The sequence below is a fragment of the Streptomyces sp. NPDC097107 genome (genome assembly GCF_044762405.1).
GTDB classification, from domain to species: Bacteria; Actinomycetota; Actinomycetes; order Streptomycetales; family Streptomycetaceae; genus Streptomyces; species Streptomyces thinghirensis.
Window position 1 is genome coordinate 208,980 of the sequence record NZ_JBIWEF010000008.1, and the last position, 18,056, is coordinate 227,035.

15 protein-coding genes are annotated in these 18,056 nt (G+C 72.2%); 8 read left to right on the forward strand and 7 right to left on the reverse strand.

Going from position 1 to position 18,056, the window contains the following annotated elements; translation table 11 throughout:
- Positions 1 to 169: 169 nt before the first annotated feature.
- The 3 genes from ACIQ1J_RS20790 to ACIQ1J_RS20800 all read left to right on the forward strand — a co-directional run bounded on the left by ACIQ1J_RS20790 (position 170) and on the right by ACIQ1J_RS20800 (position 6,378).
- Entirely contained in the window at positions 170 to 2,926 is a 2,757-nt protein-coding gene (locus tag ACIQ1J_RS20790) for a lysylphosphatidylglycerol synthase domain-containing protein (protein WP_403558551.1), read from the forward strand.
- Positions 2,927 to 3,099: 173 nt separating this feature from the next.
- Positions 3,100 to 4,662, forward strand: a complete 1,563-nt coding sequence (locus ACIQ1J_RS20795) for an alpha/beta hydrolase (RefSeq protein WP_403558553.1) — start codon at positions 3,100 to 3,102, stop codon at positions 4,660 to 4,662.
- A gap of 162 nt (positions 4,663 to 4,824) precedes the next feature.
- Entirely contained in the window at positions 4,825 to 6,378 is a 1,554-nt protein-coding gene (locus ACIQ1J_RS20800; RefSeq protein ID WP_403558555.1) for an alpha/beta hydrolase, read from the forward strand.
- 71 nt (positions 6,379 to 6,449) lie between these two features.
- Here ACIQ1J_RS20800 and moeZ read toward each other — a convergent pair whose 3' ends face one another.
- From moeZ to ACIQ1J_RS20835, 7 genes are all read right to left on the reverse strand, one after another.
- Positions 6,450 to 7,628: an adenylyltransferase/sulfurtransferase MoeZ gene (gene moeZ / locus ACIQ1J_RS20805; protein ID WP_055417970.1), complete on the reverse strand. Its 1,179-nt coding sequence runs from the start codon at positions 7,626 to 7,628 to the stop codon at positions 6,450 to 6,452.
- A gap of 63 nt (positions 7,629 to 7,691) precedes the next feature.
- On the reverse strand, positions 7,692 to 8,441 hold the full coding sequence (locus ACIQ1J_RS20810) for a spherulation-specific family 4 protein (protein WP_403558558.1): 750 nt from the start codon (positions 8,439 to 8,441) through the stop codon (positions 7,692 to 7,694).
- Complete coding sequence (locus ACIQ1J_RS20815) at positions 8,429 to 9,487, reverse strand: NAD-dependent epimerase/dehydratase family protein (protein ID WP_403558560.1); 1,059 nt, start codon at positions 9,485 to 9,487, stop codon at positions 8,429 to 8,431. Before ACIQ1J_RS20815 ends, ACIQ1J_RS20810 begins: the two co-directional genes overlap by 13 nt.
- A 102-nt stretch (positions 9,488 to 9,589) precedes the next feature.
- Entirely contained in the window at positions 9,590 to 11,101 is a 1,512-nt protein-coding gene (locus tag ACIQ1J_RS20820) for a hypothetical protein (RefSeq protein ID WP_403558562.1), read from the reverse strand.
- Positions 11,098 to 12,834 carry a DUF3492 domain-containing protein gene (locus ACIQ1J_RS20825; protein ID WP_403558564.1) on the reverse strand — a complete coding sequence of 579 codons (1,737 nt, stop codon included), beginning with the start codon at positions 12,832 to 12,834 and terminating at the stop codon, positions 11,098 to 11,100. The genes ACIQ1J_RS20820 and ACIQ1J_RS20825 overlap by 4 nt, the downstream gene beginning before the upstream one ends.
- 214 nt (positions 12,835 to 13,048) lie before the next feature.
- Entirely contained in the window at positions 13,049 to 14,758 is a 1,710-nt protein-coding gene (locus tag ACIQ1J_RS20830; RefSeq protein ID WP_403558566.1) for a DUF3152 domain-containing protein, read from the reverse strand.
- Between the two features lie 8 nt (positions 14,759 to 14,766).
- The gene (locus tag ACIQ1J_RS20835) at positions 14,767 to 15,789 is read right to left on the reverse strand and encodes an alpha/beta fold hydrolase (RefSeq protein WP_403558568.1); all 1,023 of its coding nucleotides are present in this window, start codon (positions 15,787 to 15,789) and stop codon (positions 14,767 to 14,769) included.
- Between the two features lie 222 nt (positions 15,790 to 16,011).
- On the opposite strand from ACIQ1J_RS20835, the gene ACIQ1J_RS20840 reads away from it, so the two are divergent.
- From ACIQ1J_RS20840 to ACIQ1J_RS20860, 5 genes are all read left to right on the forward strand, one after another.
- Complete coding sequence (locus tag ACIQ1J_RS20840; RefSeq protein ID WP_403558570.1) at positions 16,012 to 16,233, forward strand: hypothetical protein; 222 nt, start codon at positions 16,012 to 16,014, stop codon at positions 16,231 to 16,233.
- Positions 16,234 to 16,246: 13 nt separating this feature from the next.
- On the forward strand, positions 16,247 to 16,465 hold the full coding sequence (locus tag ACIQ1J_RS20845; RefSeq protein WP_403558572.1) for a hypothetical protein: 219 nt from the start codon (positions 16,247 to 16,249) through the stop codon (positions 16,463 to 16,465).
- A complete protein-coding gene (locus tag ACIQ1J_RS20850; protein ID WP_121749529.1) occupies positions 16,462 to 17,103 on the forward strand; it encodes a TetR/AcrR family transcriptional regulator in 642 nt (213 codons plus the stop codon). The genes ACIQ1J_RS20845 and ACIQ1J_RS20850 overlap by 4 nt, the downstream gene beginning before the upstream one ends.
- Positions 17,104 to 17,278: 175 nt before the next feature.
- Entirely contained in the window at positions 17,279 to 17,506 is a 228-nt protein-coding gene (locus ACIQ1J_RS20855) for a DUF3107 domain-containing protein (RefSeq protein ID WP_121749090.1), read from the forward strand.
- A gap of 229 nt (positions 17,507 to 17,735) precedes the next feature.
- On the forward strand, positions 17,736 to 18,005 hold the full coding sequence (locus tag ACIQ1J_RS20860) for a hypothetical protein (RefSeq protein ID WP_121749089.1): 270 nt from the start codon (positions 17,736 to 17,738) through the stop codon (positions 18,003 to 18,005).
- Positions 18,006 to 18,056: the final 51 nt, after the last annotated feature.

The window sequence follows — 18,056 nt, forward strand, 5'->3', positions numbered from 1 at the left end:
CACCCCACCGACAACGCGACGTGCTCCCGACGGTGCGCGTCCCTCGCCCGCAAGCGGCGCTTCGGGCAGACTGTGCGGCCCGCACGGGCACCCTGATGCCTGCCGAGGCCGACGCGGCATGCCACCATCGTGCGGGCGGTGACCAGTGATACGAGAGCAAGAAGAGGCGATGAAGCAGCAGGGTGCGCACCCCGAGGACGCCGAGGGCACCTCTGGCTCTTCATCGCGCCCGGACACCGCGGACGGAAGTGGCGAGAAGACCGGCCGACGGGCGGCCGAGGGCAGGACCGCGACGGCCGCCGACCCCGCCGACGTCGCGCACATCGACGAGGTGGAGGGCGACGAACCACTGCTCCCCGCGCGTGTGCACCGTCCGTCCGACCTGATGCGGCTCCTGGTGGGCGTGCTCGCCGTCGTCGTACTGCTCGCCGTCGCCGCCTTCGCGCACGGCACCACCTCGGGCCTCGAACAGGACATCAACAAGGGCACCGGGCAGGCGCCGGACCTGCTGATCAAGATCGCCGGACTGGCCTCCAGTATCGCGATCCTCCTGGTGCCTGTCGCGTTCGCGATCGAGCGACTGATCAAACGGGACGGGCTGCGGATCGCCGACGGCGTGCTGGCGGCGGTCCTCGCGCACGGGGTGACCCTCGCCACCGACCTGTGGGTCGCCAAGGCCGCCCCCGGGTCCATCCAGGAGGCGCTTACCCAACCCTCGCCGGGCGACATCCACGCTCTTACCGATCCCGTGCACGGCTACCTGGCGCCGGTCATCGCGTACATGACGGCCGTCGGCATGTCCCGCAGACCCCGCTGGCGCGCGGTGCTGTGGATCGTGCTGCTCCTCGACGCGTTCTCCATGCTCGTCACCGGCTACACGACACCGTTCTCGATCATCCTGACGGTCCTCATCGGCTGGACCGTGGCTTACGGAACGCTGTACGCGGTCGGCTCCCCCAACGTGCGCCCCACCGGGCGGACGCTGATGGCGGGCCTGCGTCACGTCGGCTTCCGCCCGGTGACCGCCGCCCGCGAGGAAGGGCCTTCGGACACCGCGGAGACCGGTGACCGCGGCCGCCGCTACTTCGTCACACTGGAGGACGGCAGGCCGCTGGACGTCACGGTGGTGGACCGGGAGCAACAGGCGCAGGGCTTCTTCTACCGTGCGTGGCGCAATCTGACGCTGCGCGGCTTCGCCACCCGCAGCAGCCTCCCGTCGCTGCGGCAGGCCCTGGAGCAGGAGGCACTGCTCGCCTACGCGGCGATCGGGGCCGGCGCCAACGCCCCCAAGCTGATCGCGACGTCCGAGTTGGGGCCCGACGCCGTGATGCTCGTCTACGAGCACACCGGCGGGCGCACTCTCGACTCGCTGTCGGACGAGGAGATCACCGACGACCTGCTGCGCGGCACCTGGGAGCAGGTGCGGGCCCTGCAGTCCCGGCGCATCGCGCACCGCAGGCTGGTGGGCGACGCCATCCTGGTGGATCGTTCCGGCACGGTGATCCTCACCGATCTGCGCATCGGCGAGATCGCCGCCGGTGACCTGCTGCTGCGCATGGACATCTCCCAGCTCCTGGTGACGCTCGGCCTGCGGGTGGGTGCCGAACGCGCGGTCGCCTCGGCGGTGGCCGTACTCGGCCCCGACTCCGTGGCGGACTGCCTGCCGATGCTCCAGCCCATCGCGCTCAGCCGCTCCACGCGCGCGACCCTGCGCAAACTGGCCCGGGAACGCGCCCAGCGCGAGCGGGACGCGGTCCTGGAGTCGTCCCGGCAGGCCAAGCTCGCCCGTTCGGAGGCGGCCGCCGACGACACGAGCGCCGCAACCGAGCAGCCCGACAAGCCCGACAAGAAGGCCATGCGCGCCGAGCAGCGGGCGGAGAAGCGAGCCGTCGACGAGGCATTGGAAGAGGCGCGCGAGGAGGACCTGCTCACGCAGATCCGGCACGCGGTACTACGGATCCGGCCGCAGGCTCCCGTCGAGCCGGCGCGCCTGGAGCGAGTGCGACCGCGCACGCTGATCAGCTTCATCGCAGGTGCGATCGGCGCCTACTTCCTGCTGACGCAGCTTACCCACATCGAGTTCGGACCGCTGATCTCGAACGCCCAGTGGGGCTGGGTGGCCGCGGCGGTGCTGTTCTCGGCGGCGAGCTATATCGCGGCGGCGATGGCCCTGCTGGGCTTCGTACCCGAGAAAGTGCCGTTCCTGCGAACCGTAGCCGCGCAGGTCGCCGGGTCGTTCGTGAAGATCGTCGCCCCCGCGGCGGTCGGCGGCGTCGCCCTGAACACCCGCTTCCTGCAGCGCGCCGGAGTACGGCCCGGACTCGCGGTGGCGAGTGTCGGCGCGTCGCAGCTGTTCGGGCTCGGCTGTCACATCCTGATGCTGCTGGCCTTCGGCTATCTGACGGGCACCGAGAAGACGCCGTCGCTGTCGCCGTCCAGGACGGTGATCGCGGGTCTGCTGACGGTGGCGGTGCTCGTGCTCGTGGTGACGTCGGTGCCGTTCCTGCGCAAATTCGTCGTCACGCGCGTGCGGTCGCTTTTCGCCGGTGTCGTACCGCGCATGCTTGATGTCCTGCAGCGGCCGCAGAAGCTGGTCACCGGCATCGGCGGCATGCTGCTGCTCACCGCCTGCTTCGTGATGTGCCTGGACGCCTCGATCCGGGCCTTCGGCGACGAGACGACGTCGATCAGCCTGGCGAGCGTCGCGGTCGTCTTCCTCGCGGGCAACGCGCTGGGGTCCGCGGCGCCCACCCCGGGCGGTGTGGGCGCGGTGGAGGCGACGCTCACGGTCGGTCTGATCGCCGTCGGCCTGCCCAAGGAGGTCGCCGCCCCAGCGGTGCTGCTGTACCGGCTGCTCACGCTGTGGCTGCCGGTGCTGCCGGGCTGGCTGGTCTTCAACCACCTGACCCGGAAAGAAGCGCTGTAACGGCCTCGTAGGCCCCGGAACGGCCTCGCACGCCGAGATGATCCTTACGCGTCGACTCACCCGCGTACGTCCCGGCTGCCCGCCCCGTGCCTCGTACGTCCCGGCTGCCCGCCCCGTACCTCGTACGGCTCCTGCCCCGAGCGCACGGACCCGCGCGCCCGCACGATGGTCGCATGCCGAACTCCTTCCGGCTGCGCGCCGCCGCCCTGACCGCCGCCACCGCCGTGGCCATGTCCGCTCTGCTGGCGGGCTGCAGTGACGACTCGGGAAGCGACTCAGGGGGCGACGAGGACCTGACGGCCCAGAAGCTCGGCTGGAAGGACTGCCCGGCCCCCTCCGAGGCCGAGGGCGGTGGCTCCGCTCCCTCCCCGCTGCCGGACGGCGCCGAGTGGCAGTGCGCCACCATGAAGGCGCCACTCGACTGGGACGCCCCCGAGGGCGACACGATCGACCTCGCGCTGATCCGGGCGGAGGCCAGCGGTGAGGCGGACCGCCGGATCGGCTCGCTCGTATTCAACTTCGGCGGCCCTGGCGGATCGGGCGTCACCACGCTGCCCGCCTTCGGCCAGGACTACGCCACCCTGCGCACCCGCTACGACCTGGTCAGCTTCGATCCGCGCGGTGTCGGCCGCAGCGCCCCGGTGGAATGCCTGGACGACAAGCAGCTCGACGCCTACTTCCAGCAGGACGCCACCCCCGACGACGCGGCCGAGCGCACCGAGTTACTGGACAACACCGAGGACTTCAACGCGGCCTGCGAGACGAACTCGAAGAAGATCCTGCCGCACGTGCGCACCACCGACGCGGCCCGCGACATGGACCTCATGCGCCAGGTCCTCGGCGACGACAAGCTGCACTACTTCGGCATCTCCTACGGCACCGAACTCGGCGGCGTCTACGCCCACCTGTTCCCCAAGAAGGTGGGCCGCGCCGTCTTCGACGCGGTCGTCGACCCGACGCAGACCCCGGAACAGGGCTCGCTCGCGCAGGCGAAAGGCTTCCAGCTCGCACTCGACAACTTCGCCGAGGACTGCGTGTCGAAGGTCGAGGACTGCCCCGTCGGCACCAGCGCGCAGGACGTCAAAAACCGAATCGCCCGGCTGCTGAAGGACCTCGACCGCAAACCGATCCCCGGCATCTTCCCTCGTGAACTCACCGAGACCGCCGCGACCGGAGGCATCGCGCAGGCGCTGTACTCGAAGGACTTCTGGGAGTACCTGACCGACGGCCTGGAGCAGGCGTACGACGGTGACGGCAGGGTCCTCATGGTGCTGTCGGACGCGTTGAACGGGCGAAACGAGAACGGCGAGTACAGCAACATCACTGCTGCCAACGTCGCCATCAACTGCGCCGACGACAAGCCGAGGTACGACCCCGCGTACGTGGAACGCAAGCTTCCGGAGTTCCGGAAGGCCTCCGCGCTGTTCGGCGACTATCTCGCGTGGTCCATGCTCAGCTGCACCGACTGGCCGGTGCCCGGTGCCGTCGACCACCCCGACGTGAGCGCGCCCGGAGCGCCGCCGATCCTGGTGATCGGCAACACCGGCGATCCGGCGACGCCCTACGAGGGCGCGGGGAGGATGGGGGACGCGCTGGGGAAGGGCGTGGGCGTGGAACTGACCTACAAGGGCCAGGGGCACGGTGCCTACGACAGCAAGAACAAGTGCGTACAGGACGCGGTGCACGGCTACCTGCTGGACGGGAAGGTGCCGGCGGCCGGGACCGTCTGCTCCTGACCGCCGACCACATCGCCGACACATCCCACAACGCAGAATCATGAACAAAGTGGCAGGTCAGAGCGTTATCCACAGGGCCCAGCGGGCTCTGCGTGCTCCGCCTACCATGGCATGACCGCCATCCGCTGCACGGCGCGGACGGCTTGCGAGGGGGGAGAGGACATGGCGCGTCTCGTACGGTGGACGGCTCTGACGGCCGCCGCCGCACTGCTGACTGCGGGCTGCAGCAGCGGCTCGTCCGGTGACGACCAGGACGACGGGGGGACAGAGGGGGCGAGCAGCGCAGGGCCGTCCGCGGCCGCACCGCCCGGGGTGCCCGATTCGCTGGCCTCCCAGACGCTCGGCTGGGGCCGCTGCAAAGGCACCGCCGACTCCCCCGCGCCGGGCGGCGACTGGCAGTGCGCCACGCTTGAGGCACCGCTGGACTGGGCCGAGCCGGACGGCGAGACGATCGGCCTCGCGCTGATCCGGGCCAAAACCACCGGCGACGACGGGCGCATCGGCTCCCTGCTGTTCAACTTCGGCGGCCCCGGCGGCTCCGGCGTCTCCATGATGCCGTCCTACGCCGACACCGTCTCCTCGCTGCACGAGCGATACGACCTCGTCAGCTGGGACCCGCGCGGGGTGGCCGCCAGCGAGGGGATCCGCTGCCGCGCCGACGAGGCGATCGAGGACGCCGAGTCGGTGGACTCCACGCCCGACACCGCGGCCGAGGAACAGGCGTATCTGAAGGACGCCGCCGACTTCGGCGCTGGCTGCCAGAAGGCCGCCGGCAAGCTGATGGAACACGTCTCGACCACGGACACCGCCCGCGACATGGACCTGATGCGGCACGTGCTGGGCGACGAGAAGATGCACTACTTCGGCATCTCGTACGGCACCGAACTCGGCGGCGTCTACGCCCACCTGTTCCCGGGGCGCGTGGGGCGCGTGATCCTCGACGCGGTCGTGGACCCGGGTGCCGACACGATGGGCCACGCCGAGAACCAGGCCAGGGGCTTCCAGCGCGCGCTGGACGACTATCTGAAGTCCACCGGGCAGGACCCGAAGCAGGGTTCGCGGGAGATCGCCGACCTGCTGGAGCGTCTCGACGCGAAACCGCTGCCGACGTCGTCGCAGGGGCGCGAGCTCACGCAGACACTCGCCCTCACCGGAATCGTGCTGCCGCTCTACAGCAAGGACGGCTGGCCGGCCCTGACGAGCGCGCTCGCGGCGGCCGAGGAGGGCGACGGCTCCGAACTGCTGGCGCTCGCCGACGGCTACAACGAGCGGGACCCCTCGGGCCGCTACGGCACGACGACCCACTCCCAACGAGTCATATCGTGCCTGGACGACAAGCAGCGGCCGACCGTCGACGAGACCAGGAAGCTGCTGCCGAGGTTCGAGAAGGTCTCGCCCGTCTTCGGGGCGTTCCTCGGCTGGGACACGGCCGGGTGGTGCCACGACTGGCCGGTGGCCGGTCAGCACGAGACCCCCGAGGTGAGCGCGCCCGGCGCGGCTCCGATCCTGGTGATCGGCAACACCGGCGACCCGGCGACGCCCTACGAGGGCGCCCGCAGGATGGCGGACGAGCTGGGCGCGGACGTCGGTGTGGTGCTCACGTGGAAGGGCGAGGGACACGGGGCCTACGGGAGCGGGAGCGACTGTGTCGACTCCGCGGTGGACGGCTATCTGCTGAAGGGGACGGTGCCGAAGGACGGCAAGGTCTGCTCATGACGGCGGCGGGGGCTTCGGGCACCTGCGGTGCGCGAAACCCCCGCCGTCCGGAGAACGGGATCGGGGCCCGGTCAGTAGACGGGCTTGGCCGGCTCGATCTGGTTGACCCAGCCGATCACGCCGCCGCCCACGTGCACGGCGTCCGAGAAGCCGGCGGACTTGAGGACCGCCAGAACTTCCGCACTACGGACACCCGTCTTGCAGTTCAAGACAATCTTCTTGTCCTGCGGGAGGCTCTCCAGGGCCGAGCCCATGAGGAACTCGTTCTTCGGGATCAGCCGGGCGCCCGGGATGGAGACGATCTCGAACTCGTTCGGCTCGCGGACGTCGATGAGCTCGATGTTCTCGCCGTCGTCGATCCACTCCTTGAGCTGCTTCGGAGTGATGGTGGAGTCGGCGGCAGCCGCCTGGGCCTCCTCGGACACGACGCCGCAGAAGGCCTCGTAGTCGATGAGCTCGGTGACGGTCGGGTTCTCACCGCAGACCGCGCAGTCGGGGTCCTTGCGGACCTTGACCTGGCGGTACTGCATCTCCAGGGCGTCGTAGATCATCAAGCGGCCGACCAGCGGCTCGCCGATGCCCGCGAGGAGCTTGATCGCCTCGTTGGTCTGGATGGAGCCGATGGACGCGCACAGCACGCCCAGGACGCCGCCCTCGGCGCAGGACGGGACCATGCCGGGGGGCGGGGGCTCCGGGTAGAGGCAGCGGTAGCAGGGGCCGTGCTCGGACCAGAAGACGGAGGCCTGGCCGTCGAAGCGGTAGATCGAACCCCAGACGTAGGGCTTGTTCAGCAGCACGCAAGCGTCGTTGACCAGGTAGCGGGTCGCGAAGTTGTCCGTACCGTCGACGATCAGGTCGTACTGGCTGAAGATGTCCATCACGTTGTCGGCCTCGAGCCGCTCCTGGTGAAGGACCACGTCCACGTACGGGTTGATGCCCTTGATGGTGTCGCGGGCGGACTCGGCCTTGGACCGGCCGATGTCGGCCTGGCTGTGGATGACCTGCCGTTGCAGGTTCGACTCGTCGACCTCGTCGAACTCCACGATGCCGAGCGTGCCGACACCGGCCGCCGCCAGATACATCAGGGTCGGCGAGCCGAGGCCGCCCGCGCCCACGGCGAGCACCTTGGCGTTCTTCAGCCGCTTCTGCCCGTCCATCCCCACGTCGGGGATGATCAGGTGGCGGGAGTACCTGCGGACCTCGTCTACGGTGAGCTCGGGGGCCGGCTCGACCAGGGGTGGCAGCGACACGGGGACTCCGTTGGTCGGTCAGTGATTACGGTTGTTCTCCCAGTAACACTGCCACGGCCTTTTTCATTCCGAGACACCCGTCCCGACTCGCGAGACGATTTCGTCCCAGTAGCCGGGCATCGTCTCCCAGGGGTCGATCCGGCCGCCCTGGTCCGTGCGGTCGGTGAAGTAGATCGTCGCGGCGCCCTGCCAGCGGGCGATGCGCAGCGCCTCCTCCAGATGCCCGCGGGGGACGCCGTGCACGAAGTGGCAGAAGCGCTCGGGCGGATAGTCGGCGCTCCACTCGGCCGCCTGGGACCAGCGGTAGTCGCTCCAGGCGCCCGAGAAGGTGACGAGTTGGTCGGCGTTCTCCGCATAGCCGGGGTAGGGGTGGGTGCCGTGGCCGAGGACGACGTGGGCATCGTCACGGATCGCCCGGAGAGTGGTCACGGTGCGGCGGACCTCGGGGAGCGCGGAGCGTTCGGACGGGCAGCGATCGAGGAGGAAGCCGTCGACCTGGTACCAGTCGAGGTGTCGGTGCGCGTCGGAGATCAGCGCACCGAAGCTCCGGGCCCCGTACGCGGCATCGAGGTGACCGAGGACGCGGACGCCCGCGTTGCGCAGGCGTCCGACGACGTCCAGGCAACGCGGGTCGGGGTGCGCGCCGGGGCCGTCGGCGACGTTCAGGACGACCCAGTGCAGGGGGGCGCCCGGGCAGGTGAGGCCGGACCACTCGCCGGGCGCGACGAGGGGGTGGGCCAGTCCCGGAACGCCGAGGCCGGTGCGGACGCCGGTGCTCGCGGTGCCCGTTTTGGCACTGGTCAGATACGGCATGCCGCCTCCATCCAGATGTCCGCGAGGGACTCTTCCAGGGCGATCCGGGGCCGCCAGCCGAGCCGGTCGCGTGCGGTGCGCACATCGGCCTGCTGCCAACTGCCGCAGCCGTCCGGGTAGGGGTGGGCGACCGGGGCCACGTGCTCGGCGTCGGCACGGTCGCCGCGGATCCCGAGGGGCTCCGGGCGGTGATGGCCGAGAGCGTCGGAGCGGTGGTGGCCCAGGGAGTCGACGCGGTGGGACATGGTCTCGGTGCGGGGGTGGCCGATGGTGGGCCGCAGTGCGCCGGGGGGGCCGTCGAGTTCGTGCAGGGCACCGCCGTATCCGGCCACGCGGGCGAGGGTGGCGGCGGCGTCGCGCAGGCGGACGGCGCGGCCGGAACCGATGTTGATGACTCCCTGGGCCGCGGACAGGGACGCGGCGTGGACGGCGCGGGCGACGTCGCGGACGTCGATGAAGTCACGCTGGGCGCCGAGGCCGCCGAGGCGGAGTTCACCGTCGCCGGACTGCATCGCGCGGCGCATGGCCTCGGCGAGGCGGCCCAGCGGGGAGCCGGCGGGGGTGCCGGGACCGGCGGGCGAGAAGACGCGCAGGACGACGGCGTCCAGGCCGGAGCCGAGGACCAGTTCGGTCGCGGCGAGCTTGCTGACGCCGTAGGGGCCGCCGGGACGGGGCACGGCGTCCTCCGCGGTGGAGGAGCCGGGCTGGCTGGGGCCGTACTCCGCACTGCAGCCGACCTGCACCAGGCGGGCGCCGCAGCCGCTGCGGCGCAGCGCCTCGCAGACGGTGGCGACGGCGACGGTGTTGTGCCGGGTGAGGTCGCGGGCGCCGCCCCGGGTGGCGCCGGCGCAGTTGACGACGACGCCGGGATGGACCGCGTCGAGGAAGCGGGTGAGGGCGCCGGGGCTGCCGGTGGCGAGGTCGAAGCGGACGTCGGCGTCGTCGCCGCGGCCGAGGACGGTGAGCTGGACGGCCGGGTCGGCGAGCAGACGGTCGGCGACGAAGCGGCCGATATAGCCGTTGGCTCCGATCAGCAGGACTCTCATCGGGCTGCTCCCGGTGCCGAGGCGTCGGGTCGGGAGGTGGTCATCTGGGGGCTCCTTCGGAGGGTGATGTGGACGTGTGGGGGGTTGTCCCGGGGCGCGCGGTCACTGCGGCTGCTCCACGGATGCGTGGGCCGAGGCCCTGGTCAGGCGGCGGGTCGCGTGCACCAGGAGGGTCAGCGCGCCGATGCCGCAGGCCGCCGTCGGAACGCCGGCCGGACCGCAGGCGGCGACCAGGGCCTCCACCGGGGCGGCGAGGAAACCGCAGCCGGGGAGGCGACCGGCGAAGAGCGTGGCCAGGGCCGCCGCCTCGACGGTGGCCACGACGGTGAGGACGCGCGTGGGGGCGTGTGTGCAGCCGTGCACGGTGAGCAGGCGGGCGAGCAGGAGGAGGGCGCCCAGGGTGAGTGCCTGGGGGTGGGCGGCGGGCTCCGCGAGGACCGCGCCGGTCAGCGCGACCAGGGCCGTCAGGGCGCACATGAACAGGGCGACCGTGCCGAGCAGCAGGGGGCGCACGGAGGCGGAGAAGTCGGCCAGGCCGCGGCTGGCCGTCAGTTTGCGGCGGGCGCCCACGGCGAAGAGGTGGGCACTTGCGGCCGCGGGCGCGCAGGCCAGGGCGAGAGCCAGTACAGGGGCGACGGTGACGGGCCACGGGCCCTCGGCGGTGCCGTCGGGCAGGCCGTCCGGGCCGCCGGCGAGAGCGGCGCGGAGCAGTCCGTCGCCGAGGAGGGCGTAGCCGACGAGCCAGCAGGTCCAGGTACCGGTGGTACGCGTCGCGGCCCTCAGCGGGCCCCGGCGCAGTGCCGCGCGCACCGCGAGAGTGACCACGAGGGCGCCGACGACGGCCGCGGTCAGCCGCGGTCGGCCTTCGGTGAGGCGCAGGCCGGTCACGGCGGCGGCGCCCAGCGCGCCGGGCAGCAGCGCGAGGACGGTCCAGGCGGTGCGTACCCGGGGAGCCGGCGACTTCGTGGGACGCGGGGACGTGTCGCCGTCGCGCGGGACGCGGGCGTACATCTCCTCCGCGAGGGAGAAGACGTCCCGGTGGCGGAAGCGTGCGGCCGTCCGGTCGGTGACGCCGTGCGCCTCCAGGCCCGCCGCGATCTCCAACGGGTCCACGGCACGCTCGCACAGGTCGCGGTGACGGTACATCAGGGCCTTCACCGGGTCCGCGGCGGCACGGCGCGCGGCGGACGGCGACTCCTTGCCGACGGCTACCGTTCCGCCGCCGGCCACTCCGCCGCGGGCGTCCGCAGTGCCACCGCCGCCCGCTGCGCCTCGGGCGACCGGGCCGCCCCCGGCGACCGCAGGCTCCCCGGCGACCGCACTGCCCCTGGCAACCTCTCCACCGCGGACGGCCCGGCTGCCTCCGGCGACCGCACTACCTCCGGCGGCCGCTGCGCCGCCGTCGGCGCCCTCGCGCGACGGCACGACCGTGCCCGGAAAACCGCGCTCGCCCGGGCGCCGGTCCTCGTCCGTCCACCGACCGGTGCGCGTTTGCGCGTCAGGCGTGTCGGAGGTGTCTGGCGTGCCGTCGGTCAGGGACTCCCGCGAGCGGGAGTCCCAGGCGCCCGGGCTGCCGGGGGTGCCGGGGCGGTCGAGTTCGCCGAGGCCGCTCATCGGACCCCCTCGGTCGCGGAGGCCGGGGAGGTGGCCCGGACGGGGGCGTCCGTAGCCCAGCCGGGGCCGCCCCGGGCCACGACACGGGCCGTGGGGTCGGTCCAGCGGCCGGGGACGTGGGCCTCGGCGGGGACGGCGAACGGCAGAGGTTCGCCGGTGTCGTCGAGGACGACGCGGCGGACCGGGACACTGGAGAGGATCTCCAGGTAAATGCCGTGAAATGCCGCGACGTTCTGCTCGACGGTGAACAGTTCCAGTGCGCGGGCGCGCGCGGCGGCGCCCAGTCGCTCACGGCGCTCAGGGTCGCGCAAAAGGGCGACGCACGCCTCGGCGAGCGCCCGCGGATTGCGCGGCGGCACGACGAGTCCGGTGCCGCCGATCGCCTCGACGACCGCGCCGACGTCCGTGGAAACCGTCGCGCGTCCACAGAACATGGCCTCGACCAGCCCGGACGGGAACCCCTCGACGACGCTGGAGAGGACCACCAGGGCGCCCGCGCCGTACGCGTCGGCGCGGGACGGCAGTTCCGGCCCGCCGGTCTCCTCGAAGGACACCGGGTTGCGTCCGACGGCGTGCGGGCCGTCGGCCTCGTCGGGGAAGAGCTGCGCGGCCAGGCCCTCGCAGTGGGCGAGGTAGGCCGCGCCGTCGGGGCCGGTGGGGCTGCCGACGATCCGGAGCCGCGCCCGGGGCTCCGCCTTGCGGATCTCCGCGAAGGCGTGCAGCAGCGACACCAGGTCCTTGGCGGGCTCGACGCGGCCGACCCAGACGAGGGTGTGCGGGTCGGCGTACCCCGGCGACTCCCCCGTCTCGGCGAAGGGAGTCGCGTCCATACCCGGGTGGACGGTGCGGAGCTTGGCGCGGTCGGCCCCGCAACGCTCCTGCCAGCGGCGGGCGTGCGCGTTGCCGGGCGTGATCACGGCCGCACGCCGGTAGGTCTCGGCGGCCAGCCGGCCGTGGAAGGCGGCCAGCACGGACCGCATCGCGGGTGGGGCGTCGGGTTCGGTCAGGTAGTGCGTCCGCAGCCGCACCCCGTATTCGGTCACCAGCAGGGGCACGTCGCAGAAGTGCCGGGCGAGCAGGCCCGGAAGCGCCGCCGTGCCGCCGGAGGCCGCGTGGCACAGGTCCACCGCGCCGAGGTCGTCTTCCTCGTACCAGTCGAGCGACAGGGGGCGCAGGGCGCGTTCGAGGCGCGCGGCTACGGCGAGCAGGTCGGGGACGCGCGCCTCACGTGCGGAGCGGTGGGCGCCGGGCGCGCGACAGGCGCGTTCCAGGGCGCGTACGGCGGTCTCCGAGCGGAGTGCGGCGGGCAGTCCGCCTTCGTCGCGGGCGAGTTCGGCGAGACCGTACAGCGCGTTGGCGAAACGGTCCGCCTCAAGGGCCGACTCGCCCTCCGAGGCCCCTCCCGACGCCCTCTCCGAGCTCGCGGAGGAGTTGCCGGGGGCGGTCGTACACAGGACCGCGGCGAGTTCGCCGTAACACTCCGCGAAGCGCCTACGCGCGCGCCGCCCGTGAACCACCCCGTCGTCCTCGAAGTCCCACAGCGACGCGGTGCGTACCCGGCCGACCTGCGGCGGCAGCGGAACCCACCCCTCGTCCTCCTGGCGCTCGCTGCGGCTGAGCGCGTAGACGTCGAACTCGTGCTGCTCGAGCCCGCGCACGAGCCGATCGCACCAGAGCCCCGCCTCACCGCTCACATACGGATAGCCACCCTCCGTAAGCAGTCCGATGCGCACGCGCGCACCCCCGATCTCCCGTCTGGGGAGCCGTCGTTGGCCCGGCGGCTCGCAGCGGGACGAACGTATGCGGACGAGGCGGTGGCGCGATGGACGGTTGTCCATCGCGCCACCAGAAGGGGTGAACGGGCGTGACTTTCCCATGCGGGGCGCGTTCGGTCGCGCTAAGAGATCAAACAGTCACCACACGTGATGCGGCGGCCATGACTCGCGGTCAGCTGTTGGGGTAGGCCCAGGGGTTGGGACGGCAGTCGATTCCGTCGTGGTCGACGAACTTGGTCTGCTGCTGCATGACCGGGGCGAGTTCGCCGTCCTTGTCGCAGGTGACGTGGTTGAAGCCGATGCGGTGGCCGATCTCGTGGTTGATCAGCATCTGCCGGTACCCGTGGATGTCGTCGCCGTACGGCTCCGCGCCCTGAGCCCACCGGTAGGCGTTGATCATCACGCGCTCGGTGGCGGCCGAGTCGCAGGACACGTTGTCCTCGGTGGTGTCCAGGCCCGACTTGGCGCACCAGTCGGCGGTGGTGCCGGGGCTGGCCAGCGTGATCACGAAGTCGGGCTGCCCGGAGTGGATGCGCTCGAAGGAGCGGGCGCCGTTGTGGGCCCAGCTCCGGTCGTCGTTGAGCGTCTTGTGCACAGCCTCGGCGAAGAGGGCCCCGTCGAGGCCGAGCCCCTGTTCCACGTCCACGCGGTAGGTGTACTTCTGCCCCGTTCCCGGCCCCTTGTCGATGCCGGGGATCGCGTCGAACTTCCCCGAACCGTCGAGTTCGGCGCCGAGCGGGTACCTCTTCTCCATCTTGTGCTCGTACGTCAGCGGTGCCGCGGACTCGGGGGCGGAGGGCGTCAGCCGTCCTTCCGCCCGCGAGGCGGAGTCGTGGACGTCGCGGGCCTGGTCGGTGGCGGACTGCGAGCGCGCCCCGTCACCGTCCACCCCGTCGGCGACCTGGCCGGCCACGACGACCGCCAGCACGGTGGTGACGGCGGCCGCGGCGATGCCGGTGAAGGTCCTGCCCTTACCGCCCTTGACCGGAGCGGGCTCACCCGTGGGTGGCGCGTCGTCGGCGGAGCCCGTGACGCCACCGTCCCCGCCCCCGGCGCTCCAGTCGGTGACGGAGGCGTACGGGTCGGCGGGCTGCACGGAGGCGGGGTCAGGGCGCCGGGCGCGGGGCACGAAGACGTCGCCGTCCCCACCGAAGGCGTCCAGGTAATCCTGCCGCGGTCCTCCCGGAGCGGCCTGCCGCTGCCGCGGGAAGGGCGGGCCGGGCGGCCTCGCGGACGGACCGGGCGGCCCGGGACGCGCGGGGTGCGAGTAGGCACCGGGGGGCGGTCCCGCCGGTGCGCCGGGTCCGGCACCGGCCCGCCCGTTCACGTCGCCCCAGCCACCGCCGGGTTCGCGCTGCTCGGGATGGCCGCCACGAACCCGCGGCGCACCGTGCGCGGGGGTACCGTTCGGGACCCCCGGGACACCACGAGCGGGCGCACCATCCGCCACCCGCGGAAAACCGTGCGCCGGCGTGCCGTCCCCCACCTTGGGGAACCCATGCGCCGGCGTGCCGTCCGAACCCACCGGAAAACCACGCCCAGGCGTCCCACCGGAAACCTGCGGAAACCCACGCGCGGGCGTCCCACCGGAAACCTGCGGAAACCCACGCGCGGGCGTCCCGTCCGAAGCCGACGGAAACCCACGCGCAGGCGTCCCATCGGAGACCGCGGGGAACCCGTGAGCCGGCGTCCCGTCCGGAAGCCGCCGGCCCGGACCCGCATACCCCCGGGGGGATGTTCCGTTCGCCGGCGGTGCCTGCTCCTCCGCCGGAGGCCCCTGCGCCCGGCGGCGTCCCAGTAGGCCGGGGCGGCCCTCGCGTGCTGCGGCGGCGCCCTCGGCGTCGGCCCTGGGCGCGGGTCCGCGGCGGCTGTGGCGTCCCACTTCGCGCCTCAGCCTCCTGTGGTCTGGTTGGCGGGCTCGTCGTCGACGGCCGCGTCGATCCTCTCGCCGACCACCGATTCCCCGGTGTCCGCGAGGAGTTCGCGGAACGCCGTGGCCACGGTCTCCGGATATTCCATCATCGCCACGTGCCCCGCGTCCGGCAGGGTCAGCAGCCGGGAGTCACGGAAGGCGCGGGCCGCCCGCTGTGCCATGCGGTAGCCGACGAGTTGGTCCCGTCCACCGTAGACCAGCAGCGTCGGTGCGAGAACCCGTTCGGCCTGTCGCCACAGCCCCTGCTGGCCACCCACCGTGTACGCGTTCACGATCCCGCGGGCGGAACGCGCCATGGCGTCCCAAAAGTACGGCAGTTGCAGTCGCCGTTCCATCTCCTCCACCGCGTTGCGGAAGCCCTCCGGCGACACGCGCCCCGGATCTCCGTAGCAGAGCGCCGTCACGCCGCGGACCCGCTGCTCCGCGGTCCACTCGCGGGTGAGCCGGGTGAACAGCGAAACCACCCCCGGCAACGCCAGCAGCCCCGTCGGCACGGCGCTGCGCTGCACACGGACCTCCGGCAGCGCGGGCGACACGAGGGTCAGCGTCCGCACCAGGTCGGGCCGCACCGCGGCGACGCGGGTGACGACGGCGCCGCCGAGCGAGTTGCCGAAGAGGTGCACGGGGCCGCGCCCGGCCGCGTCGAGGTGGCGCACTACCGCGCGCGCGTGGCCCGTGATCGAGTAGTCGCCGTCGTCCGGTGGCGGGGAGTCGCCGAAGCCCGGCAGGTCGATGGCCTCGCCGTCGACGACGCCGTCCAGCAACGGCATCAGCGCCGACCAGTTCTGCGAGGAACCGCCGAGGCCGTGGACGTAGAGCGCGGGCGGCAGCCCCTCGCGGGCCGGTGGCCTCGAGCGCACCGTCATGGTGAGTCCGGGCAGGTGGACCGACCTGAGCCGCTCGCCGGCCGCGACCTTGACGGCTGCGGCCTTCGGCAGCACGTTGGCGGGCGGCACGGACGGCGGCTCGATCGAAGGCATGTAGCAATATTACGAGACGATCACGCAAGTGGTTCATGTGTTCGCCATCACAAGCGCGGGTGCGACGGCGCGGCAGGCGGGTACTGATGCCGACAGCGCACGGAACGGGCACGGACGTTGGCGACGCATGGCGTCCGGATCGGGTGTCTCCTAGGCTCGTGGAGTGGGCACCCGCGTGTGGCCCCTGCATCTTCAGGGACGTTCGTAGGAAGGGAGCCCAGCATGACCGTCGACCCGACCGACCCCGAGACCTTCGACGACGAGTCACAGGAAGCGGAGGAGTTCGACGTCGAGGCACCGGACGCCGACGCCGCCGAGCAGCAGGCGGACATCGCTCCGGAGCGCGACGATCCGTTGACCGGTGTGGATCCGGACCGCGCCAACGAGGCCGACCTGGTGGAACAGGCCCGGGTCGTCTCCCACGACGAGGACGACTACCGCTGAGACGCGGCCGCGGGTGACCGAAGACACGGCACCGGAAGCGGCGGAGAAGCCCGCCGAGCAGGAAGGAGGCCGATTTCTGCCCGGCCTGAAAGCTTTCGAAACCTGTTGTGCGGCTATCGCCACCGTCCGGTCCGTGAAATTCTGCGCTCGCACCGCACACACCACGGTTACCGAAAAGTACGATGGCGACGCGGCGCACACCGCACGAGGACGACTATGGGAGGCGGCGTGACAGCCATCGAGCAGACAGAGGCGGTACGCCCGCGGGGCACACGCCTTCCCCGCCGAGCCCGACGCAACCAGCTGCTGGGCGCCGCACAGGAAGTGTTCGTGGCCCAGGGCTACCACGCGGCCGCGATGGACGACATCGCCGAACGCGCCGGCGTCAGCAAGCCGGTGCTCTACCAGCACTTCCCGGGCAAGCTCGACCTCTACCTCGCCCTGCTGGACCAGCACTGCGAGTCCCTGATCCAGTCCGTGCGGAGCGCGCTCGCGTCGACCACCGACAACAAGCAGCGCGTCCGGGCGACGATGGACGCCTACTTCGCGTACGTCGAGGACGACGGCGGCGCCTTCCGGCTGGTCTTCGAGTCGGACCTGACCAACGAGCCGGCCGTGCGCGAGCGCGTCGACAAGGTCACGAACGAGTGCGCCGAGGCGATCTGCGACGTCATCGCGGAGGACACCGGCCTCTCGCGCGCCGAGTCGATGCTGCTGGCCTCCGGGCTGGGCGGCCTCGCCCAGGTGGTGGCCCGCTCCTGGTTGCACAGCGACCGCAGCGTGCCGCGCGACCAGGCGGTCCAGTTGCTGACCTCGCTGGCCTGGCGGGGCATCGCCGGCTTCCCGCTGCACGGCAGCGAACAGCACTGAGCAGCCGACCCTCACGGCGTGGCGGGCGGCGGCTCACGTGTGGCGACTCTGTCCCCGTCGGCTGTTCGCTCCTGGCGTTCTCCGGCGCAGCGTGTACGTCCCCTCACCGGGCTAATGTGTCCTGGGTACGGCGCGGAAGATCGCGCACTTAACTGACCGTCGGAGGGACATAGCCGTGGAGGTCAAGATCGGCGTGCAGCACGCGCCCCGCGAGATCGTTCTGGAGAGCGGTCAGAGTGCCGAGGAGGTCGAGCGTGTGGTGGCCGAGGCACTCGCCGGCAAGTCGGCGCTGCTGAGCCTCGTGGACGAACACGGCCGCAAGGTCCTGGTGCCGGCCGACCGTCTGGCCTACGTCGAGATCGGCGAGCAGGCCCCTCGCAAGGTGGGCTTCGGCGCACTGTAGTCGGCGGACGCGGAACGACGCACGCAGAACGGGAGGGGCCCGGCGGTGACTCACCGCCGGGCCCCTCCCGTCGTCCCCTGTTCGCTCCCGTCGTCGGCTGTCTGCTCCCGTCGCCTCGTTCACGGACGGAGCACAGTTCACCCACAGGAGGAGGGTTGCATTCCGCAGGTCAGGGGTAAGACGGTTGTGACCGTTTCGGGCAGGCCGGCTGCGTGGGAGGGACCCCGACATGCTCTTGGAAGCGCTCAGCGCCGCGATCCTCGGCTTCGCCCTGGCATGGGCCGCCGCCCACCGTCTGCCACACCGTCTGCCGGCCCGCGTCCTGGTTCTGCCGACGGGGATCGCCGGGGCCCTCTTCGGGGCCTTCGTCACGCACACCGCGCTGGGCGCCGGCGGACTCCTGCTGGTTCTCCTGGGCTCGGCGACCCTCTCCGCGGCCTCGCTGTCGCTGCTGCTGCGCCCCGCGGGCAGACTCCGCCGCCGATCGGCGACCGCCTGACAGGCCGTCGCCGTACCGGACCGCGCCCGCGCTGACAGCGGCCGGACGGTC